Raw genomic sequence first — 16,541 nt, 5'->3', positions numbered from 1 at the left:
ATCTTCTCCGCCGGTAGTCATGTGCCGTTAACTTTCGATGATACTAAAGTCCCAGCCTTTGAGACGCAATGGCTCACCGCAGGCCACTGTTTTACCGCTCAGCAGTTCAGTGCCTGCCGTTTCCGCGATCGCTTCCTGATTATCAGCGCTGTAGTTAAACAGGAAGTGGATATACTTGCCGTCGCGGTTACGCATCGTTCTGGCGACCAGCGGATAACGATGGATGGAGGTGCGTGAACGTAAGCTCAGCCCATCGGTCAGCGTGTCAAAAAGCTGCTGAATCAGCGATTTATGTGGCAGGAAGCCAACATACAGCGCCCGTCCTTTACCGTAATCTGCCTCAGTGGCCGCCGCGTATTCTCCCCAGGCCGGATGCTGGTAGCGCAGCAGCGTGCGGGTGCCCGGCGCAGGGGTCAGCAGTTCCATCCACAGTTCGACATTATTATGTGCACGGCAGTCGATCGCTGGCGTACAGGCAGCAACAGTTACGTCCTCAGGTAGCGTGAACTGGCTATAGGTTACGCCGCAGGCCTGACACAGGATGCCCGGCTGGGCACTGCTGCGCACCTTCACTTTCTCGTCGCTAAAACCAGACTTAAAGCCAATCAGCGCTCGCCCTCCTTGCTCAATATAGTGGTTTATGCGCGCCAGCAGACCGTCATCAGCGGCGTAGAGACCAGGAACAATAAGCGTTTTATAGCGCGAGGTTTCATCAGTTACGTCATTAATGATATCCAACGCGATATTATGATCATAGAGCGCGTCGTGGAAGCGACGGAAAATATCGTTGTAGACGTTGCCCTGAGCATTACCGGGACGAAACTGGTTAAGCGCATCCATCGCTTCGTTGCTGATCAACAGTGCGACATCATTCTCCGCGCGCAGCCCGGCAAGCTTAGGGGAGAGGCGGGCGAAATCGGCGCCGATAGTCGTCGCTTCTTGCCAGGTGGCGTTGCGCGAAAAGTCGTGGCTCAGCAAACCCTTCCAGTAGGTTTCAAAAGCGTTGTGAATGGAATGCCAGTGCCAGTAGGAAACCATCGCCGCGCCGGCGGCCACGTGGCTGAAGGCCTGCAGCCGCAACTGGCCGGGGAACGGCGTCCACTGGGCGAACCCCTGCGCCTGCGTTTCAAGAACGAAATAGTTATTTCCCCCCTTGAGTGCGCGGGTGATAGTACCGCCAAAGGCGATTTCCCGCCCGGTCAGGTGCTTCTGGCTGGGGTGATAGATATCAACCCCGGCGATATCCAGCGCCTTCGCGGCGGCAAAATGGTCAACCCGCGGCTGCACGCCAAACGAATAGCCGCGCCACTCAAAGTCAAAATTATGGGTCACGAACTGATGAGGGAGCGAGTACTCCCGCACGATCTCCGCCTGCCAGGCCAGATATTCCGTCACCTGCTGGCGCTGATAGCATGAGAAGGCGCAGGCGAGGCTGGCATTAATGGTGTTCTCAACGGGCGGGAAATCATCCCAGTTATCGATGCGGTTACTCCAGTAATCGAGGCCGAAGTCGTGATTTAGCGTGTCGAGGCTGGTGTATTTTTCGCGCAGACTGCGTACAAATCCCGTCTGCATATAATGTCCGACGTTGTCGTAGTGCTTTGTTTCGTTATCCAGTTGCCAGCCAACAATCGCCGGGTGGTGGTGCACGTGCGCCAGCAGGGTGCGGATAATCTTTTCCGCATAGCGGCGAAAATTAGGGTTAACGATATCCATAATCTGCCGTGGGCCGTACTTCTGCTGCCCCCCGGCGGTGGTAACGAGAATATCAGGGTATTTAGCGACCAGCCAGGCCGGTACCGCATAGGTGGGAGTGCCGATGATCACCGCGATACCCGCTTCGTGCATTGCGTTAAGCACACGATCGATGTGGTAAAAATTATATTCACCTTCCTGCGGCTCCAGCGTGCTCCAGGTGGATTCGGCAATACGTACGACATTGATGTTCGTTTCGCGCATCAGTGCGATATCTTTCGCCAGTCGGTCCTCCGGCATATATTCGTCGTAATAAGCGACACCGTAATATAAATCAGACATAGAGTTTACCTCATGAAGTTAGTGTGCGGCTGCGGACTGCGGGGCGAAAAATCGCGCTTTATCCAGCGTGATAAAGGAGAGCAGAGTGAAGCACAGGGCTATGCTGCCAAGCACCACGTAGCTGCTGGTGAAACCCAGGCTCTGGTACATATGGCCAATGCCGGTAGAGAGGAAAATCGAGCTGAAGCTTTTGGCGAACTGAAAGCCAATCAGATAGACGGTGGCGGAAAGCATAGGGTTAAAGTTAGCGGCGATATATTTCAGCGCAGCAACCAGCAGCACTGAACTTTCAAAGCCGTGCAGCAGTTTAATCAGGCTGATGGAGACCGGGCCGATCGCCCAGGCAGAACCGATAATGCGCAGACTCATAATTATGCCACAGTACAGCAGGGCGTTTTTAGGGCCGATTTTATTGACGAACCAGGGCGCGAAAAACATCACTACCGCATCAAGGACGATTTGCCCGGTCGTCAGGTAACCAAAGACTTCCGCACCGCGCGCCTTGCTTTCAAAGAAGTGGCTGTAATAGATAGCGAACTGCTGGTCGTAAGTTTCATAGACCGCACCGACGCCAATCATGTAGGCAGCGAAGAACCAGAATTTCTTCATCTTTAGCAGAGCGGTGGCGTCATCAAAAGTCACGGGAGAGCCTTTGCTCTGCGGTTGTGCTCCTGCATGGGTGGTGTCGACCCGGGTTTTCCAGACGACAAACAGCAGGCAGACCCCGGCAGCGCTGGCCAGCCAGAAAATCATGTTCTGATCGACGCCGTAGAGCTTGCCGGCGGCAAATGTACCTATAGCAGCACCAATCCCGCCGAACATACGCGCCCGACCAAATTCAAATCCGGAGGCGCGGCTGACCTTATCAATATAGGCTTCGCAGATGCCACAGCCAGCGCCATAGGCCATGCCTATATAAACCCCTCCAGCCAGTGCGCCGAGAATCACGTTGTACTTCAGCAGTGGGGCGAAGACATAAATCCAGTAGGGAGCAAACAGTGTAATAATGATGGCCAGCATCCACATCAGGTGTTTGCGGTAGACCAGTTTGTCGGAGATAAAGCCAAAAAGTGGTTGCACACAAACCGCGATGATAGCGGTAAATGAGTAAACCAGACCGACATCGGTATAGCTGATGCCGATGGTTTCCGTCAGCCAAAGTGACAGATAGGGATAACAGCAGCCCCAACCGATGAAGAAGAACAGGAAGAACAGGCAGCTAATTGAATAATTTTTTTTCATGATACCCTCGTTTCCTCACACACGAATCTTGATGTAGAGACGCGAGCAACGTTACCGTTTTGCGCGACGGGGAGTCATAAACGTTTCGCTACCGACCAGTAATAACCTGCTACAGCGAGACGCGCGTGAGCGGCTTCACATTATGGGGGGGACGAGAGATCCAGGTCACAGTATTCGGCGGAAGGGAGGTCAGGGGGGTGAGCCTGTTTATTTTCCCGGGAAATAGACGTCGCTGACGTAACGGGAAGCGCTACGGGTAGAAGTAAAAACGAGGGCAGCGTTATAAAAGAGAAACGAACAATAACGCTGACCGCGAATATGCCTGATATTTTACAAGCAGGGTGCAATGAAGAGATAAATCATTTTGACTTCACTGCATGCATCTTACGCCTCGCCGATAACAGGTAACCAGCACCGGCACAAACAACAAGAAACCAGGGAATAAATTCCACCAGCTTTGCATCACCGCCACCAGTGAGTAGCTGCAGATTGTTGATCGCCATGATAATGGTAACCGACATGGTAATGAGTGCGCCCATTGGTGCCCACAGCACTTGCCACGCGCTGTGGTTGTGTTTGCCAACACGCCGGAAAAACCGGATAACGGCAGCAGAGACCCCTACCTGAAGTATCAGGATCGACAAGGTCGCAATCGCGGAGCCGAAGGCGAAAATCTGGACTAACGGATCCATATTGGTGCCGCCCATTCCCATCAGCAGCAATAGTAGAATCACACTATGGGCATGGCTGGCCTTGTGCGGCGTTCCGTTGGCCGGGTGAGTTTGGCACAGTTCTTTCCAGATCAGGCCATCACGGCTGATGCTGAAGATATAACGCGAAATGTTGTTATGAAATGCCAGTGCAGCAGCAAACAGACTGGTGATCAGCAGCACGGACATGGTTTCAACGGCCCACTGACCGACATATTCGCGGGTAATATCAAAAATGAAGTTTCCAGGGTCTTTACGGGCAATCTCCACAATCTGATCAAAATTATAGGCTTGCACCAGCGACCAACTGGTAAAGCCAAAGAAAACGGTAATCATCAGCAGTGCGCAGAGGGTGGCGCGCGGCACGGTTTTATGCGGATCACGACACTCTTCGGCATAAATCGCCGTTGACTCAAAGCCGATAAATGAAGCGATACAAAAAATAAACGCAATACCGAGATTGCCGTGACTAAACACGGCCGGATCAAATGAACTGAAATTCAGTGGCCCCGGCTTTTTTATCAGCAAACTGACGTCCGTCAACAGCACAATTGCCACTTCCGCGATCATCAGCACTCCCAACAGTTTCCCCCCGACTTCTACCCGTTTAATACCGAAAATCCAGGCAATAATGGTAAACAGCATACTGAGTGCCCACCAGGGAATATGTAGCGCAAGATGCTGTGCAAGGAACTCCTGGCTAAAGAAGCCGAGCATGGAAATTATGGCTATCTGAATAGAGAGGTAGGCAATCAAGGCCAGTACTGACGCGGAGGCCCCCCAGTTTTCTCCCAGGCCTTTTGATATATAGGTATAGAAAGCTCCGGCGTCATTTACATAGCGGCTCATCGCTATGTAGCCCACAGAAAAGAGCATCAGAATAATGCAGGCCATAATATAAACGGCCGGAACACCGCCGCCATTCCCCGTAAAAATTGCCACAGGCAACCCACCAATAACCCCTGTCAGGGGGGAGGCAGCGGCAACGACAAAGAAGACCAGAGAAAATAAACCCAGGGAGTTTTTTCTTAACCCATTAATGTTACTCATCGCCAGCGCCCTATTTGTAAGTGGATATAGGACAGCATCATTTCCCAGCGGCGCCAGCGTGGGATAGAACAAATCGGACAGTCATATAGTGCAACATATGCACTTTTTTAGTGCCACCTTCTGTTAACTTGAAAATAACCTAATGGTAACTAATACGCTCGGCATGGGCGGCAAGAAGCATACGGCGCTGGAAATCAAGCGGGGTGGTACTGATCAGTTTTTTGAATTCGCGCAGGAAATGTGACTGATCACTGAAACCCAAATTCAGTGCCAGTTCGGAAAACGAGACGCTGGCACCCTGATGTAAGCTGTTCAGGGCAGACTGGCAGCGCATGATGCGGCCAAATGCCTTCGGAGACATACCGGTATCCTGGCGAAACTGTCTCTGGATGGTACGACAGGTATAGCCAGTTAATGCCTCCAGTTGCCCGACACGGAAATTGCCTTTCTGTTGCAGGATTGTGCGAATAATTGAAGCAGTCACCGTTGACGTTTTGCGTGCCAGTCGCGGCGTAAAATAGTTATTAAACAAGGTGATTTGCTGTGCAAATAACTCAGTGCGCAGGATTTGCTCGCAGGCCTGACGTGCGTCCGGAACCACGTCCAGAAAATTAAACTCGCGGTCGGTCAGATCTTCTGCCATCACATCGAGAAAATCCGGAATGACACCAGGGGCAAAGCGCACACCGAAATAGCGGTGGTTTGGGATTAACCTTGCGCTGCGCGCTTCAAGGGTGGTTCCGCATACCCGCGCCATGGGATGAATGGTATCGCAGTCAAAGACAATATCTACGCAACCATCCGGTACCGCGAGGGTCAGAGGGGCAGACGGAGATACCTCGAAACTGTAAAAATGGGAAATGGCCGAATTCTCAGCGTTCATCAGCGAATATTGTCTCGCTGCACTGAGCACAAACCACGGCTGTTCCGGATTGATAATGTTTGTACAGGACATAAGCCCCCCGCCATAACAAAGAACATTTCCTGTCTCTGCAATTCGGATGCCATATCCGGCGATCTCTTTTTCACAATGTCGCAAATATTCAATACAGCCGTTTTCCTATCCCGTAATTTTCATCGTGTCGCGAAACGATTAACAAAAATGTAACCCACCCATTAACGGAGTAACTGGCATGTCTGACGCCGCTAAAATTGATTTTATCTATCTTTCCGAGCAGGACATGATCCGTGCTGGTGTAACTGATATGACTGCCTGTGTTGACACGATGGAAAAGATGTTTGCTCTGCTATACCAGGGAGATTATCGCATGGCCGGAGCGAACAACGATTCACATGGGGCAATGGTGACTTTTCCGAACGACTCACCGTTTCCCAATATGCCTAAACCGACAGCTGAACGTCGCTTTATGGCGATGCCCGCCTATCTCGGCGGCGATTTCTGCACTGCGGGTATGAAATGGTATGGCTCTAATATCGCCAACCGGCAGAAGGGGTTACCACGATCCATTCTGATGTTTACGCTAAACGATGCGGATACTGGGGCACCACTGGCGTATATGTCGGCAAATTTGTTGTCAGCCTACCGCACGGGGGCTGTACCCGGTGTCGGCGCCCGCCATTTAGCACGTCACGATGCACAGGTGATCGGGTTGCTGGGGCCTGGCGTTATGGGGAAAACTACTGTGGCGGCGTTTATGGCTGTCTGCCCGCAGATAAACACCATCAAAGTGAAAGGCCGTGGTCAGAAGAATCTCGACAGCTTTATCGTTTGGGCCAGAAATACCTTTCCTCAGATCACCAACATCCAGGTCGTCGATAGCCTTGAACAGGTGGTGCGTGATTCGGATATCGTCACCTATTGCAGCTCAGGGGAAGTCGGCGATCCGGCAACTTATCCGTTGGTAAAACGCGAATGGGTCAAGCCTGGTGCTTTTCTCGCCATGCCGGCGCTGTGTAACCTTGACGAGGGCATGGAGCAACCCGATGTGCGTAAAGTGCTCGACAATACCGGGCTTTATCACGCCTGGTATGAAGAGGTCCCGAAACCTGCCCATCACACCATCCCCGTAATAGGCGTGCGGTTTATGGACATGCTGGCGGCCGGGAAATTGTCCGCTGACCAGTTGGAAGACATCGGCAAGATTGTTGCCGGAGATGCGCCGGGGCGCCAAAGCGATGACGAAATCATCATCATGTCAGTCGGCGGTATGCCGGTTGAGGATGTGGCCTGGGGTACTGTTGTCTATCGCAATGCGCTTGAAAAAGGGATCGGCCTCAAACTCAACCTGTGGAATGCGCCTGTACTCTTCTGAGTACCGGATAAGTCACGTATTCACCTCCAATAATCTGATCTTACAGGTACAAAATGACCCAAATTACTAAAGTAAAAACCGGCTCAAAATTTGAAGAACGGGGGAGTTATTCCCGCATTGTTGCTGTCGATAACTGGATTTTTGTCTCCAATACGGCCGGCCGGGATCCGCGTAGCAACGAAATTCCTGACGACGTGACTGAACAAACACTCCAGGTTTTTGCAAATATTGAGATGGCTCTGGCAGCGGTCGATGCCACGCTTTCCGATGTGGTTTTTTCCCGGGTATATATTCAGGATCCTAAGGATGTCGCTAGCGTGATGGAGATTATTGGTGCGAAGTTTCGTGGCATCAATCCGGCGACCACGGTGACCTGTCCGCCGTTGGGATCGACCGTTTATAAAGTTGAGTTAGAAGCCACTGCCTGGCGCGGGGCTGGAAAAGCGGAAGTGGAAGAAATCATTGTCGGGTCTTAGTGCCGGGTTCTTTTACTGAATTTTTGCATATTAAACCACTTAAGAAGGTCGCTATGGCTCCGGCAATAACTCCTGTTCAGACTTCCGCCACTTTCCCTGCCGCAACGACTGTGGTGGTGATCGGAGGGGGCATCGTTGGCCTGACTGCTGCACTGGCGCTGGCTGAACGTAAAATCCCTGTAGTTTTATTGGAAAAAGGCGCTATTGCAGGAGAGCAATCATCCCGTAATCTCGGATGGGTACGTAAGACCAGCCGTCTTGCCGAAGATATTCCGTTAGCGCTGGCATCGGATCGGCTCTGGGCGATGATGCCGCATCGGCTGGGAAGTGATGTGGGTTACCGCCAGGCGGGGATAATGTTCGTTGCCCGCACGCAGGCGCAGATGGCTTTGTATGAAGGTTGGCTCAAATCGGTTGCGCAGCTGTCACTTGACTCACGTTTGCTTAGTCGACACGAAATTGCTGCAATGGTCCCCGGGGGCAGAGGGCAATGGGCAGGGGGGATCTATACGCCTTCCGACGGACGGGCCGAACCGACACTGGCTGCCAGCGCGATAGCAAAAGCTGCGATCGCCAGAGGGGCCTTTATTGTGGAAAATTGCGCAGTGCGCAGCCTGACACTTTCTGCCGGGAAGGTCAGTGGTTTGGTCACGGAACGAGGCGAAATTCGTTGCGATCAGGTGCTGCTCGCCGGCGGGCTCTGGTCGAGGCGTTTTTTGGGCAATCATGGCGTATCCTTGCCGACGTTACCATTAATCTGCTCGGTATTGCGCACTCGTCCTATGGCTGGCCCGACAGAAATAGCAGTTGGCGCACCGGATTTTTCTTTCCGAAAACATCAGGATGGCGGGTTCATTATTACCCAGCGCGGCGCGCTGGATGCTTCACTGGTACCGGATCATCTATTGCTCGGATTACGCTATTTGCCCCAGCTGCGTGCACAGCGCGGCAATTTACGCATTTCGCTGGGTAAGAATTTTTTGCATGACCTGACGCTGGCACGTCATTGGGGGGCAAAAAGTATCACGCCGTTTGAGAAGGTGCGGATGATGGATCCCCCTGCCAACCGGGCACTTAATCAGGAAGCAATGGATAATTTAATGGCAGCCTGGCCCGCATTCGCCAAAGCGGAGATTGCCGATACATGGGCTGGAACGATTGATGTTACACCAGACTCCAACCCGGTTATCGGACCTGTAAACCGAATACCCGGTCTGACGGTTGCAACGGGTTTTTCCGGTCATGGTTTTGGTACTTCGCCAGCAGCCGGACAACTGGCGGCCGATCTTGTTTCCGGCTGTCAGCCAATTATTGATCCCGCTCCGTATCGATTTGAGCGTTTCTGAGACAGAAATGATTTATTGCCACTTGGTGCTTTGACCGAAAAGGGGGATGTTAAGCCGCTCATAAGTTTACTTCCCTAATAATTTCTTCTGAATATAACTGGTTAAATATTCCCATATTTTTCTGACGCCGATAAAACCAATGATACCGCCGATACTCATCGTCATATTTTCAGAGGCTCCAAAGTATAAACTTATTGAAATCGCAGTTATAGTGAGAGCTCCACAAAGTAACGCTTCGCATATTATCTCCCGTCGGGAGCCTTTCAAATATATTGTCCTGAGCAGTGCCATTAACATTGACATCATTACACCGCTGACAGGAGAATCCTGGCGAAAAAAAAGCGTTAAGAACAACATTATTAATGGATGGTCGGGTTTCAAAATAAAGCCTTTTTACCTTTGAGGTCTGATGAGGCATATATCTTTCAGATACTATGACTCCTTTAACCTGCCCCTCCGCAAACAATATGCGGAAGGGCAGATTACCTCATTAATTTAAAATAATGTTTTTCATCGGCGGGATATACCCGTAATCAAACACGCGCTCTACAAAGGAACGGTTTCCCTTAAGGACAATTTTTACGGTAGGAGCTTCTGTCCCACCAATACGATAATTACCGTCGCTTGTCGGAACGTTATCAATAAAGGATGTCACCAGGCCATTGGGCATGACGCAATGTGAGTAGGTCTGGAAGGGCTGAGAAGGCGGATTGCCTAACACCAAACCGGAGCCGTTCATCGGAGAATACGGGCCGGTAAGGTTATCACTCAGGAAGCCGTAAACACCGTCAGGACCTGTCAGACCATCTGCATAAGTAAATTTATGACTGATAGTGAATAAGTAATATTTTCCATCCTGGAAGACAAAATGCGGGCGTTCGGTTTGATCATTCACACCGACAGCCGTGACCAGAGGTGGGAGAATTTCCCATTCGTCTCCCGACAGATCTTTGGCGACGGCCATACCAATACAGCCCACCTGGAATTTCGAATTACCCACATCACGATGGCCCGGCGGCAGGATACCCATTTCCTCTTTGCCAACGATGTGAGAACCGCGTTCACCCGCCACATTTCCTTCAAATACCATGTAGAGCTTCCCGTCATGGGGATCGATAAACGGGCTTGGATCCCTGAAGTTCCAGTACGGATTTTGACTTTCAGTTTGGTAGTACACGCCGTCAGCTGAAAATAATGATTTAACCTCGTTGAAACCGGCCAGCGTTACACCTTCTTCTGAGGTCAGCACTTTGCCTCTCACTTTTGCAATGGTCGCTCCCGGCGTGACACAGGTATAATAAAGATCAATATCACCGTCTTCATTAAGCAAAATGGGCGTTCCTGCCCATTCGCGGGCTGTAGGGGAGACACCTTCTGCCATCACACGCCCGCCAAAAATCCAATCTTTACCCGTCCGGGAGTACCAGTAACAAATTCTTGCGCGCCCGTGGCGATTATTCCAGTCACTTGTGATGTCATAATTTCCTTCCGCATCGAGATACTCCGAATTATTGTTATTACGCTGAGCGGTAAGCGTGAAAATAACGGACCATCCGTCTACAGAAACCACCGTACCGTCTAATGACCGCAGGGGCATAGTATCCCAAATAAATACTTCATCACTCATGACCGGAAAATCGGCGCTCACAATCGGTTGGGTGGTGGTAGGGTCATTTTCGTTGACCTTAAGAGCATCAGCACGTGTCCAGATTGTCGGTGTATAATTTAAATTTGTCATGTAAATATCCTTTAATTAAATAAGTATTAAGAGTGTTTGACGTTTGAAGTCGTAAGAATAGTTGCATGATTAAATAAGGCATGCACTCAGTTGATGTTGTGCCATTATGTATACATAATTTATATGAAATACCTTATATATATGTTTGGGTAATGGAAGTTGTGTAGTTGGCTACATATTATTTTTTCATAGTCAGGAAAAGAAGCGAATTTTATCCTCTACCGGTTCATCACAACTTCTAGTAAAATAGCTAGCAAACGAGATGGGCTTACTCATTATGAATGTCCAGAGAAAAATAATCGGTTTAACTGCGAGGAATAGCACGAAATTCTAAATAATTATTAATAAATCCTTAGGAAGAAATATTTTGAATTACTTTTCAATGTCAATTTAATTTGTTGTGTGAGGGTTAAGACAGCTATAAATTATTTAATTTTTATGGAATGTATCAGACAGTAAGTACACAACATCTTTAAGGAAAGCGTTATGTCAGGAATGATTTTATTTTCTCCTCTTTATTTTGTTTGCATCCCACCCATTTCTTCTGCGCTCTCAGTCGAAGTAAGACAATCATTACCCCACGCAATATAATTCTTAACATTCAATGAGTTAGCATGATTACATTAACGAGGCTTTACCTATGATGCGTTGCCCGCTTTGCAATCACTCAGCACATATACGAACCAGCCGATACCTGTCACAGCAAACCAAGGAGTCATATTATCAATGCCAAAACATAGAGTGTTCATGCACTTTTAAAACAATTGAAACCGTTTCTAAAATCCTCTGCAGCCCAACCTTTGAAAAAACAGAAGATGCAGGCTGTAATCAGGAAGAATCCTATTTAAAATAGCTAGCGACCACAGATTAATATTGTTTGTCATATTCTGCGCTTTTATTAAACAAATGAGAAACTAAGGTCTTTAATTTGTTTGAAGCGCATTCTATTGATCACTTTTAGCGAGAATTAACAATACACTTAGTTTGATTGAGGGCAAGGCTTGAATGGAGAGGGAAATCCATCAGTTAATTTCCTGCTACCAAGATCAATTGATCGTTAAGATAAGCCACTCTGGACAGAGAATTGAGAACCATTATGAAACGTACAGAATGCTATACCGCTCAGCGAGCTAGCTCAACATCCCATGCTTGCTGAAGTGGATCGTTATTCCTTTCGTCCTGGTTGCTGTATTGATGAAAGGCCGTTATTTAATACGCCTGACATGAACTAAAGAGCCGATCAACATTTTTTTATCCGCATCTGTCAGATGCGGTGCCTGCAATAGACTAAATATTTCTGACTTGTCTGACTCACGGAAGCCGCCAGCAAGTAATTTCTGACTGATAGCTTCAAGAATCTTTTTATCCTGCAGAGAAATGGACGCCCTGACGTCATCCAGGCTTCTTTGCGTACCCGTGCGGTCGGGTGGTTGAGATAACCACTGGGCAAAGTAACGATACTGAATCGCCTTTGCGACATCCATTTGCGCCTGAATAAAGGGCTGTATTGAGCTGCCGTCGAGCCCTGACTCTTCAGCCTCCTCACGGGTACGGGTTAGGACACTTTGTTCCCGGATCATATCTTCTACAGGCAGATGGTGTGCGGCTTTATAATCCGCGACATCTTTCATGTCCAGCATGCGCTGATTCATGGCTGAAGTGAGGGTGGAAATCGCAACGGTGGACACGGAAGCCGCAAATACGGAACCCACCATGAACAATGATGATAAAAAAACCACGATGTAAGCCATAGAACCCTCTGACGCAACAGTAAACATGAGTTAGGTACTCTACTCAGGTAATAATACCGTTCCGTGACAAAATACCTTCCGTTAATCCTAAAAGTGAGTCATCAGTTGATGAAGTGAAAGAAATTGTCGGAGAAAATCGCCGTTTTTGTTGCCCGATTATATTTATTTAATATGACTTCTCATCGGGAGAGGAGCCGCTAACATAATGACCCACCACAGAATTTCATTTTAAAGCAGGTTTCCCCCTGACTTTGAATGAACTCATGTCCCTGAAATTTATCAAGGCAGCCAAACACATCATTGAAGTAATGCAAATCCGCATAAATACTTTCTCTGGGCCCCCTGATGGGATAACGATGATCTGCCTGTCCACGGTTCTTACGCGCAATAAACCTGAGATTACGCATTGTCCTCTCATCCAGGGACGGTATTGTGGCACCGCCATTAAATTGCATACACCAAATTGGATTATTGTTTAGCGAGATAATTATCTGTCCGAAAACTATTTTACCTTCCGTAAAGTAGTTTCTGTACGAATAATTATCCCTACTGTATTCAATGAGATTCACATCATTCTGAGGTAATTTTCTTATAATTAATGTATCGGGTGCCGTGTATAGAAAACGATTTGCTTCGATTAAAAAATCCTTCATTAATATTTTTTTTCCTGCCTGAAATTAAAGAGTCGTAAAAATAGTTAAAAATCTTTTATTTGACAAGTTTCAAAAGTGAAATATTTGTTAATAATTTATTCTTCTGTAGCGTCAGAAATTTTTCTGACGCTACAGGGAGCGGATAAACAGCAATGCCCCGTTTAAGATGTTTAAATCCTTATCAGAGTTTAAACATGCTAACCGCCTTCACCAGTCGGACAGCCTGATCCTCCAGTGACTGCGCAGATGAAGAGGCTTCCTGAACCAGGGAGGCATTTTGTTGTGTGACGCTGTCCATCTGGTTGATCGCAGCATTGATCTGACCGATGCCGGTGCTTTGTTCAACACTGGCGATAGAAATTTCACCCATAATGTCGGTGACATTGCTTACGCTGCTCACGACGTTCGAAATAGTTGAGCCCGCCTGAGCGACCAGACGGGTACCTTCGTCCACCCGGGTAACGGATTCCTCAATCAAATTTTTAATCTCTCTGGCTGCTGTCGCAGAACTGTGTGCAAGGCCACGTACTTCTGTTGCAACGACCGCGAATCCTCTTCCCTGCGTTCCGGCCCGTGCAGCCTCCACCGCAGCGTTGAGCGCCAGAATATTGGTCTGGAAAGCGATGCGGTCGATGACGCTGATGATGTCGACAATTTTCTTAGAGGCGTCATTAATCATGTCCATGGTCACCACAACCTGACTCACCACATCGGCACTTTCGGTGGCAACACGTGACGCTGATTTGGACAAGTTATTTGCCTGATGGGCATTGTCTGCATTTTGTTTTACGGTGGATGTCATCTGCTCCATCGCAGAGGCCGTTTCTTCAAGCGAGCTGGCCTGTTGCTCGGTACGTGAAGCGAGGTCAAGCGTTCCCATTGATATTTGCTGAGAAGCCGTCGCAATGGTGTCAGTGCCCGAACGGACTTCGCTGACAATTTTCCGCAGGTTATTATTCATATTCTGCAGAGCAAGCATCATTTGCCCGGTTTCGTCCGTAGAATTGACCTGTATTTCGGAGGTGAGATCGCCTTTGGCTACATTTTCAGCAATACGAATAGCATGCATCATCGGACGTGTGATAGAGCGGGTGAGTAAATATCCTAAAATAATGGAAGATATGATGGCCATGAGGGATATCAGCAGGGTTATCCTGATTGCCATTGCACTCTCATGCAGTATCTGACGACCTTCTTCTTTCATTTGTGAAGCCTGAGAGTCGGCGAAATCTGCTGTGGATTTCAGCATTGCAGCTTCCGGCGCCCGCATGCTGCGTAGGACATAATTTTCTGCCTCTTCACGTTTGCCTGCTTTCAAAAGAGCAAATAATCCTTTCTGTGCGTCCCTGTATTCTTCGTTTGCCTGGGCGAGTGCTTTGATTTTTTGTTGCCCGATGGCCGTCGTTTGAAGAGCAGTGATTTTTGCGATCAATTGTTGTGTCGCAGATGATGCATTATTAAGCGATTGTAAGCGCTGATTATTATATTCAGGTCTGGCGTAATCAATGACGGCACCTCGCAGAAACTTTATCTGTTCATTGACCTGAAAGCGCACATCAAAGGCCAACCTGACTTTTTCGTAGCGAACCTCAATCATTTGCTGGGTTAAGGCATTGATGGCGTTTATTTTTACGAACGCAGTTATGCTAACGATAATTAAGAGCGTGATAATAAAGCCAAAAACGAGTCCTAAACGCACACCAATTTTAATGTTATTAAAAGTCAAGATATTACCCTCTGGCAGGTGAATCATAAATGAGGTTATGGAGAACACTGTTACCTTACGCAGCTAAGTCAAATAAACTCCGTACATTTCCAATCAAAATGAACGTTTGGTTGATTTAACGCCGGTTTAGGTTTGTGACGCTTTATCGGGGGAGGTGGAGCAGATCTTTAATATTAATAAAAGAGAATGTGTAAATAACAGTGAAGAAGTGTTAATTTGGTTTTGTTATCTGTGGTTACATTAGTTATTTAATTTAATTTACAATTAAAATCAACAGTTTGATTATTATCTTATCTTGTGTGAATGATTATTTCGGAATTGAGACGCATTAATTAAGCAACCGATTACTTAATTTTGTTTTGAGTTTCTTAGGTTTCTGTTGATAACAGAATGTTGAACATTTCTTGGCTTAGCATTCGTTTGATTACGTAATGGTAAGAGTAGGGTTAAATATTGGCTTCTCCATTTGTGATTGGTTTACCAGAGACAGGTTAACTTAGTCGTGTTTCACCCAATATATACAAAAATGATCCTGATCTATTTGCCCGCCTGTCGCGGGCTTTTTTCATCTTGGGCGGCTTAAAGTAGATTAATTATTGATCAGTTTGAGTTGGTGAGACAAATTTATGCAGACATGATATGTAACCTATATTTAAGGGTTATGATAATAATTCTTTTCCTCTACCACTGGTTCATTTAAGCCAATCTTTCCATAAATATTACACCAGGATTATTCCGCGATGTCGGTTTACAACATTTATTCATTTAAGGTTCTTGCGGATAATGCAGATAAAATCTCCATGACGAACAAGGTGGGTGACTTACTGGATGTGGCAAGGAGGAACCAGATAGTTTATATGCAGAATGGCGATGAAAAGACGATGGAAGCTAATGGTGATGCCATACAGACCATGCAGGCCTTATTAAAAGAAGCAGATAATTTTACCTGGACCGGCAACGCAAAAACCAACTTCGATTTGCTCTCCGAGAGCATCAAAAACTACAGTCAATTACGCGCCATTTTCCATGAAAAAAGTATTCGCAGCAATGCGCTTGCCGCTAAGTTGAAACAAAATGATGGTCAGCAATATTTAACCGTTCAAGGAGATTGAGTCCCTGATTAATGAATCGGTGGACCGTATTGGTACCGGCACAGAGCTGGTGACCAAGGTAGGAATTAGTATGGAAGACATCGTGCAGTCGGTAACGCATGTCAGTCAGATCATTGACGAAATTTCAACGTCGTCAGACGAACAACGCCAGGGCATAGAGCAGATAGGTAAAGCCGTCACTGAAATGGACTCCACCACTCAGCAAAATGCCACGTTGGTTCAGGAATCATCCGCTGCAGCTATTTCACTGGAAGAGCAGGCGAAACGGCTTGATGAGATGGTTTCTGTTTTTAGGGTTCCAGGTGTCAGCTCCCGCAAAAACGCAACTGAACTGAGGTTAAGTACACCGGTGACATCTGGCGGCGGCATAGAACGCCCCCCTAAAAACACCAGTTCTAAGCAAGACTGGACGACATTTTGATCCTGA

At 48.0% G+C, this 16,541-nt stretch carries 15 protein-coding genes; 6 read left to right on the top strand and 9 right to left on the bottom strand.

Translation table 11 applies throughout. The features are described from left to right. Positions 1-27: 27 nt before the first annotated feature. The 4 genes from J1781_RS12440 to J1781_RS12425 form a co-directional block, all read right to left on the bottom strand. Positions 28-2,037, bottom strand: a complete 2,010-nt coding sequence (locus J1781_RS12440; protein ID WP_217233669.1) for a beta-galactosidase — start codon at positions 2,035-2,037, stop codon at positions 28-30. An 18-nt stretch (positions 2,038-2,055) separates the two neighbouring features. Further along, positions 2,056-3,279, bottom strand: coding sequence for an oligosaccharide MFS transporter (locus tag J1781_RS12435; protein ID WP_129955399.1), 1,224 nt, complete (start codon positions 3,277-3,279; stop codon positions 2,056-2,058). A 359-nt stretch (positions 3,280-3,638) separates the two neighbouring features. Further along, the gene (locus J1781_RS12430; RefSeq protein WP_217233668.1) at positions 3,639-5,039 is read right to left on the bottom strand and encodes an APC family permease; all 1,401 of its coding nucleotides are present in this window, start codon (positions 5,037-5,039) and stop codon (positions 3,639-3,641) included. A 139-nt stretch (positions 5,040-5,178) separates the two neighbouring features. Continuing rightward, on the bottom strand, positions 5,179-5,994 hold the full coding sequence (locus J1781_RS12425; RefSeq protein ID WP_129992223.1) for a helix-turn-helix domain-containing protein: 816 nt from the start codon (positions 5,992-5,994) through the stop codon (positions 5,179-5,181). A gap of 178 nt (positions 5,995-6,172) precedes the next feature. Between J1781_RS12425 and J1781_RS12420 the strand changes: the two genes are divergently transcribed. The 3 genes from J1781_RS12420 to J1781_RS12410 are packed head-to-tail and all read left to right on the top strand — an operon-like array spanning position 6,173 to position 9,134. Then, positions 6,173-7,312, top strand: a complete 1,140-nt coding sequence (locus J1781_RS12420; protein WP_217233667.1) for an ornithine cyclodeaminase family protein — start codon at positions 6,173-6,175, stop codon at positions 7,310-7,312. A 53-nt stretch (positions 7,313-7,365) separates the two neighbouring features. After that, on the top strand, positions 7,366-7,788 hold the full coding sequence (locus tag J1781_RS12415) for a RidA family protein (protein ID WP_217138051.1): 423 nt from the start codon (positions 7,366-7,368) through the stop codon (positions 7,786-7,788). Between the two features lie 53 nt (positions 7,789-7,841). After that, positions 7,842-9,134 carry an NAD(P)/FAD-dependent oxidoreductase gene (locus tag J1781_RS12410; protein ID WP_217233666.1) on the top strand — a complete coding sequence of 431 codons (1,293 nt, stop codon included), beginning with the start codon at positions 7,842-7,844 and terminating at the stop codon, positions 9,132-9,134. A 66-nt stretch (positions 9,135-9,200) separates the two neighbouring features. Here the strand turns inward: J1781_RS12410 and J1781_RS26505 are convergent, their stop codons facing one another. Both J1781_RS26505 and sacB read right to left on the bottom strand, forming a co-directional pair. Continuing rightward, positions 9,201-9,491: a phage holin, lambda family gene (locus J1781_RS26505; RefSeq protein ID WP_408004160.1), complete on the bottom strand. Its 291-nt coding sequence runs from the start codon at positions 9,489-9,491 to the stop codon at positions 9,201-9,203. Positions 9,492-9,624: 133 nt separating this feature from the next. Beyond that, the gene (gene sacB / locus J1781_RS12400) at positions 9,625-10,872 is read right to left on the bottom strand and encodes a levansucrase (protein ID WP_129955387.1); all 1,248 of its coding nucleotides are present in this window, start codon (positions 10,870-10,872) and stop codon (positions 9,625-9,627) included. 640 nt (positions 10,873-11,512) lie between these two features. Between sacB and J1781_RS12395 the strand changes: the two genes are divergently transcribed. Continuing rightward, on the top strand, positions 11,513-11,725 hold the full coding sequence (locus J1781_RS12395) for an ogr/Delta-like zinc finger family protein (protein WP_217138054.1): 213 nt from the start codon (positions 11,513-11,515) through the stop codon (positions 11,723-11,725). 352 nt (positions 11,726-12,077) lie between these two features. Here the strand turns inward: J1781_RS12395 and J1781_RS12390 are convergent, their stop codons facing one another. From J1781_RS12390 to J1781_RS12380, 3 genes are all read right to left on the bottom strand, one after another. Next, positions 12,078-12,623, bottom strand: coding sequence for a chorismate mutase (locus J1781_RS12390; RefSeq protein WP_217218604.1), 546 nt, complete (start codon positions 12,621-12,623; stop codon positions 12,078-12,080). Positions 12,624-12,820: 197 nt separating this feature from the next. Beyond that, positions 12,821-13,276: a DUF5680 domain-containing protein gene (locus J1781_RS12385; RefSeq protein WP_235174996.1), complete on the bottom strand. Its 456-nt coding sequence runs from the start codon at positions 13,274-13,276 to the stop codon at positions 12,821-12,823. Positions 13,277-13,457: 181 nt separating this feature from the next. Continuing rightward, on the bottom strand, positions 13,458-15,005 hold the full coding sequence (locus J1781_RS12380; RefSeq protein WP_331252979.1) for a methyl-accepting chemotaxis protein: 1,548 nt from the start codon (positions 15,003-15,005) through the stop codon (positions 13,458-13,460). 737 nt (positions 15,006-15,742) lie between these two features. Between J1781_RS12380 and J1781_RS12375 the strand changes: the two genes are divergently transcribed. Together J1781_RS12375 and J1781_RS12370 are read left to right on the top strand one after the other, a co-directional pair. Next, the gene (locus J1781_RS12375) at positions 15,743-16,114 is read left to right on the top strand and encodes a hypothetical protein (RefSeq protein ID WP_217219326.1); all 372 of its coding nucleotides are present in this window, start codon (positions 15,743-15,745) and stop codon (positions 16,112-16,114) included. A gap of 19 nt (positions 16,115-16,133) precedes the next feature. Then, positions 16,134-16,535, top strand: a complete 402-nt coding sequence (locus tag J1781_RS12370) for a methyl-accepting chemotaxis protein (RefSeq protein WP_408004158.1) — start codon at positions 16,134-16,136, stop codon at positions 16,533-16,535. Positions 16,536-16,541 lie beyond the last annotated feature (6 nt).

The sequence above is a fragment of the Rahnella perminowiae genome (assembly GCF_019049695.1).
Classification (GTDB): Bacteria; Pseudomonadota; Gammaproteobacteria; order Enterobacterales; family Enterobacteriaceae; genus Rahnella; species Rahnella perminowiae.
This window is presented reverse-complemented; position numbering and strand designations above follow the sequence as displayed.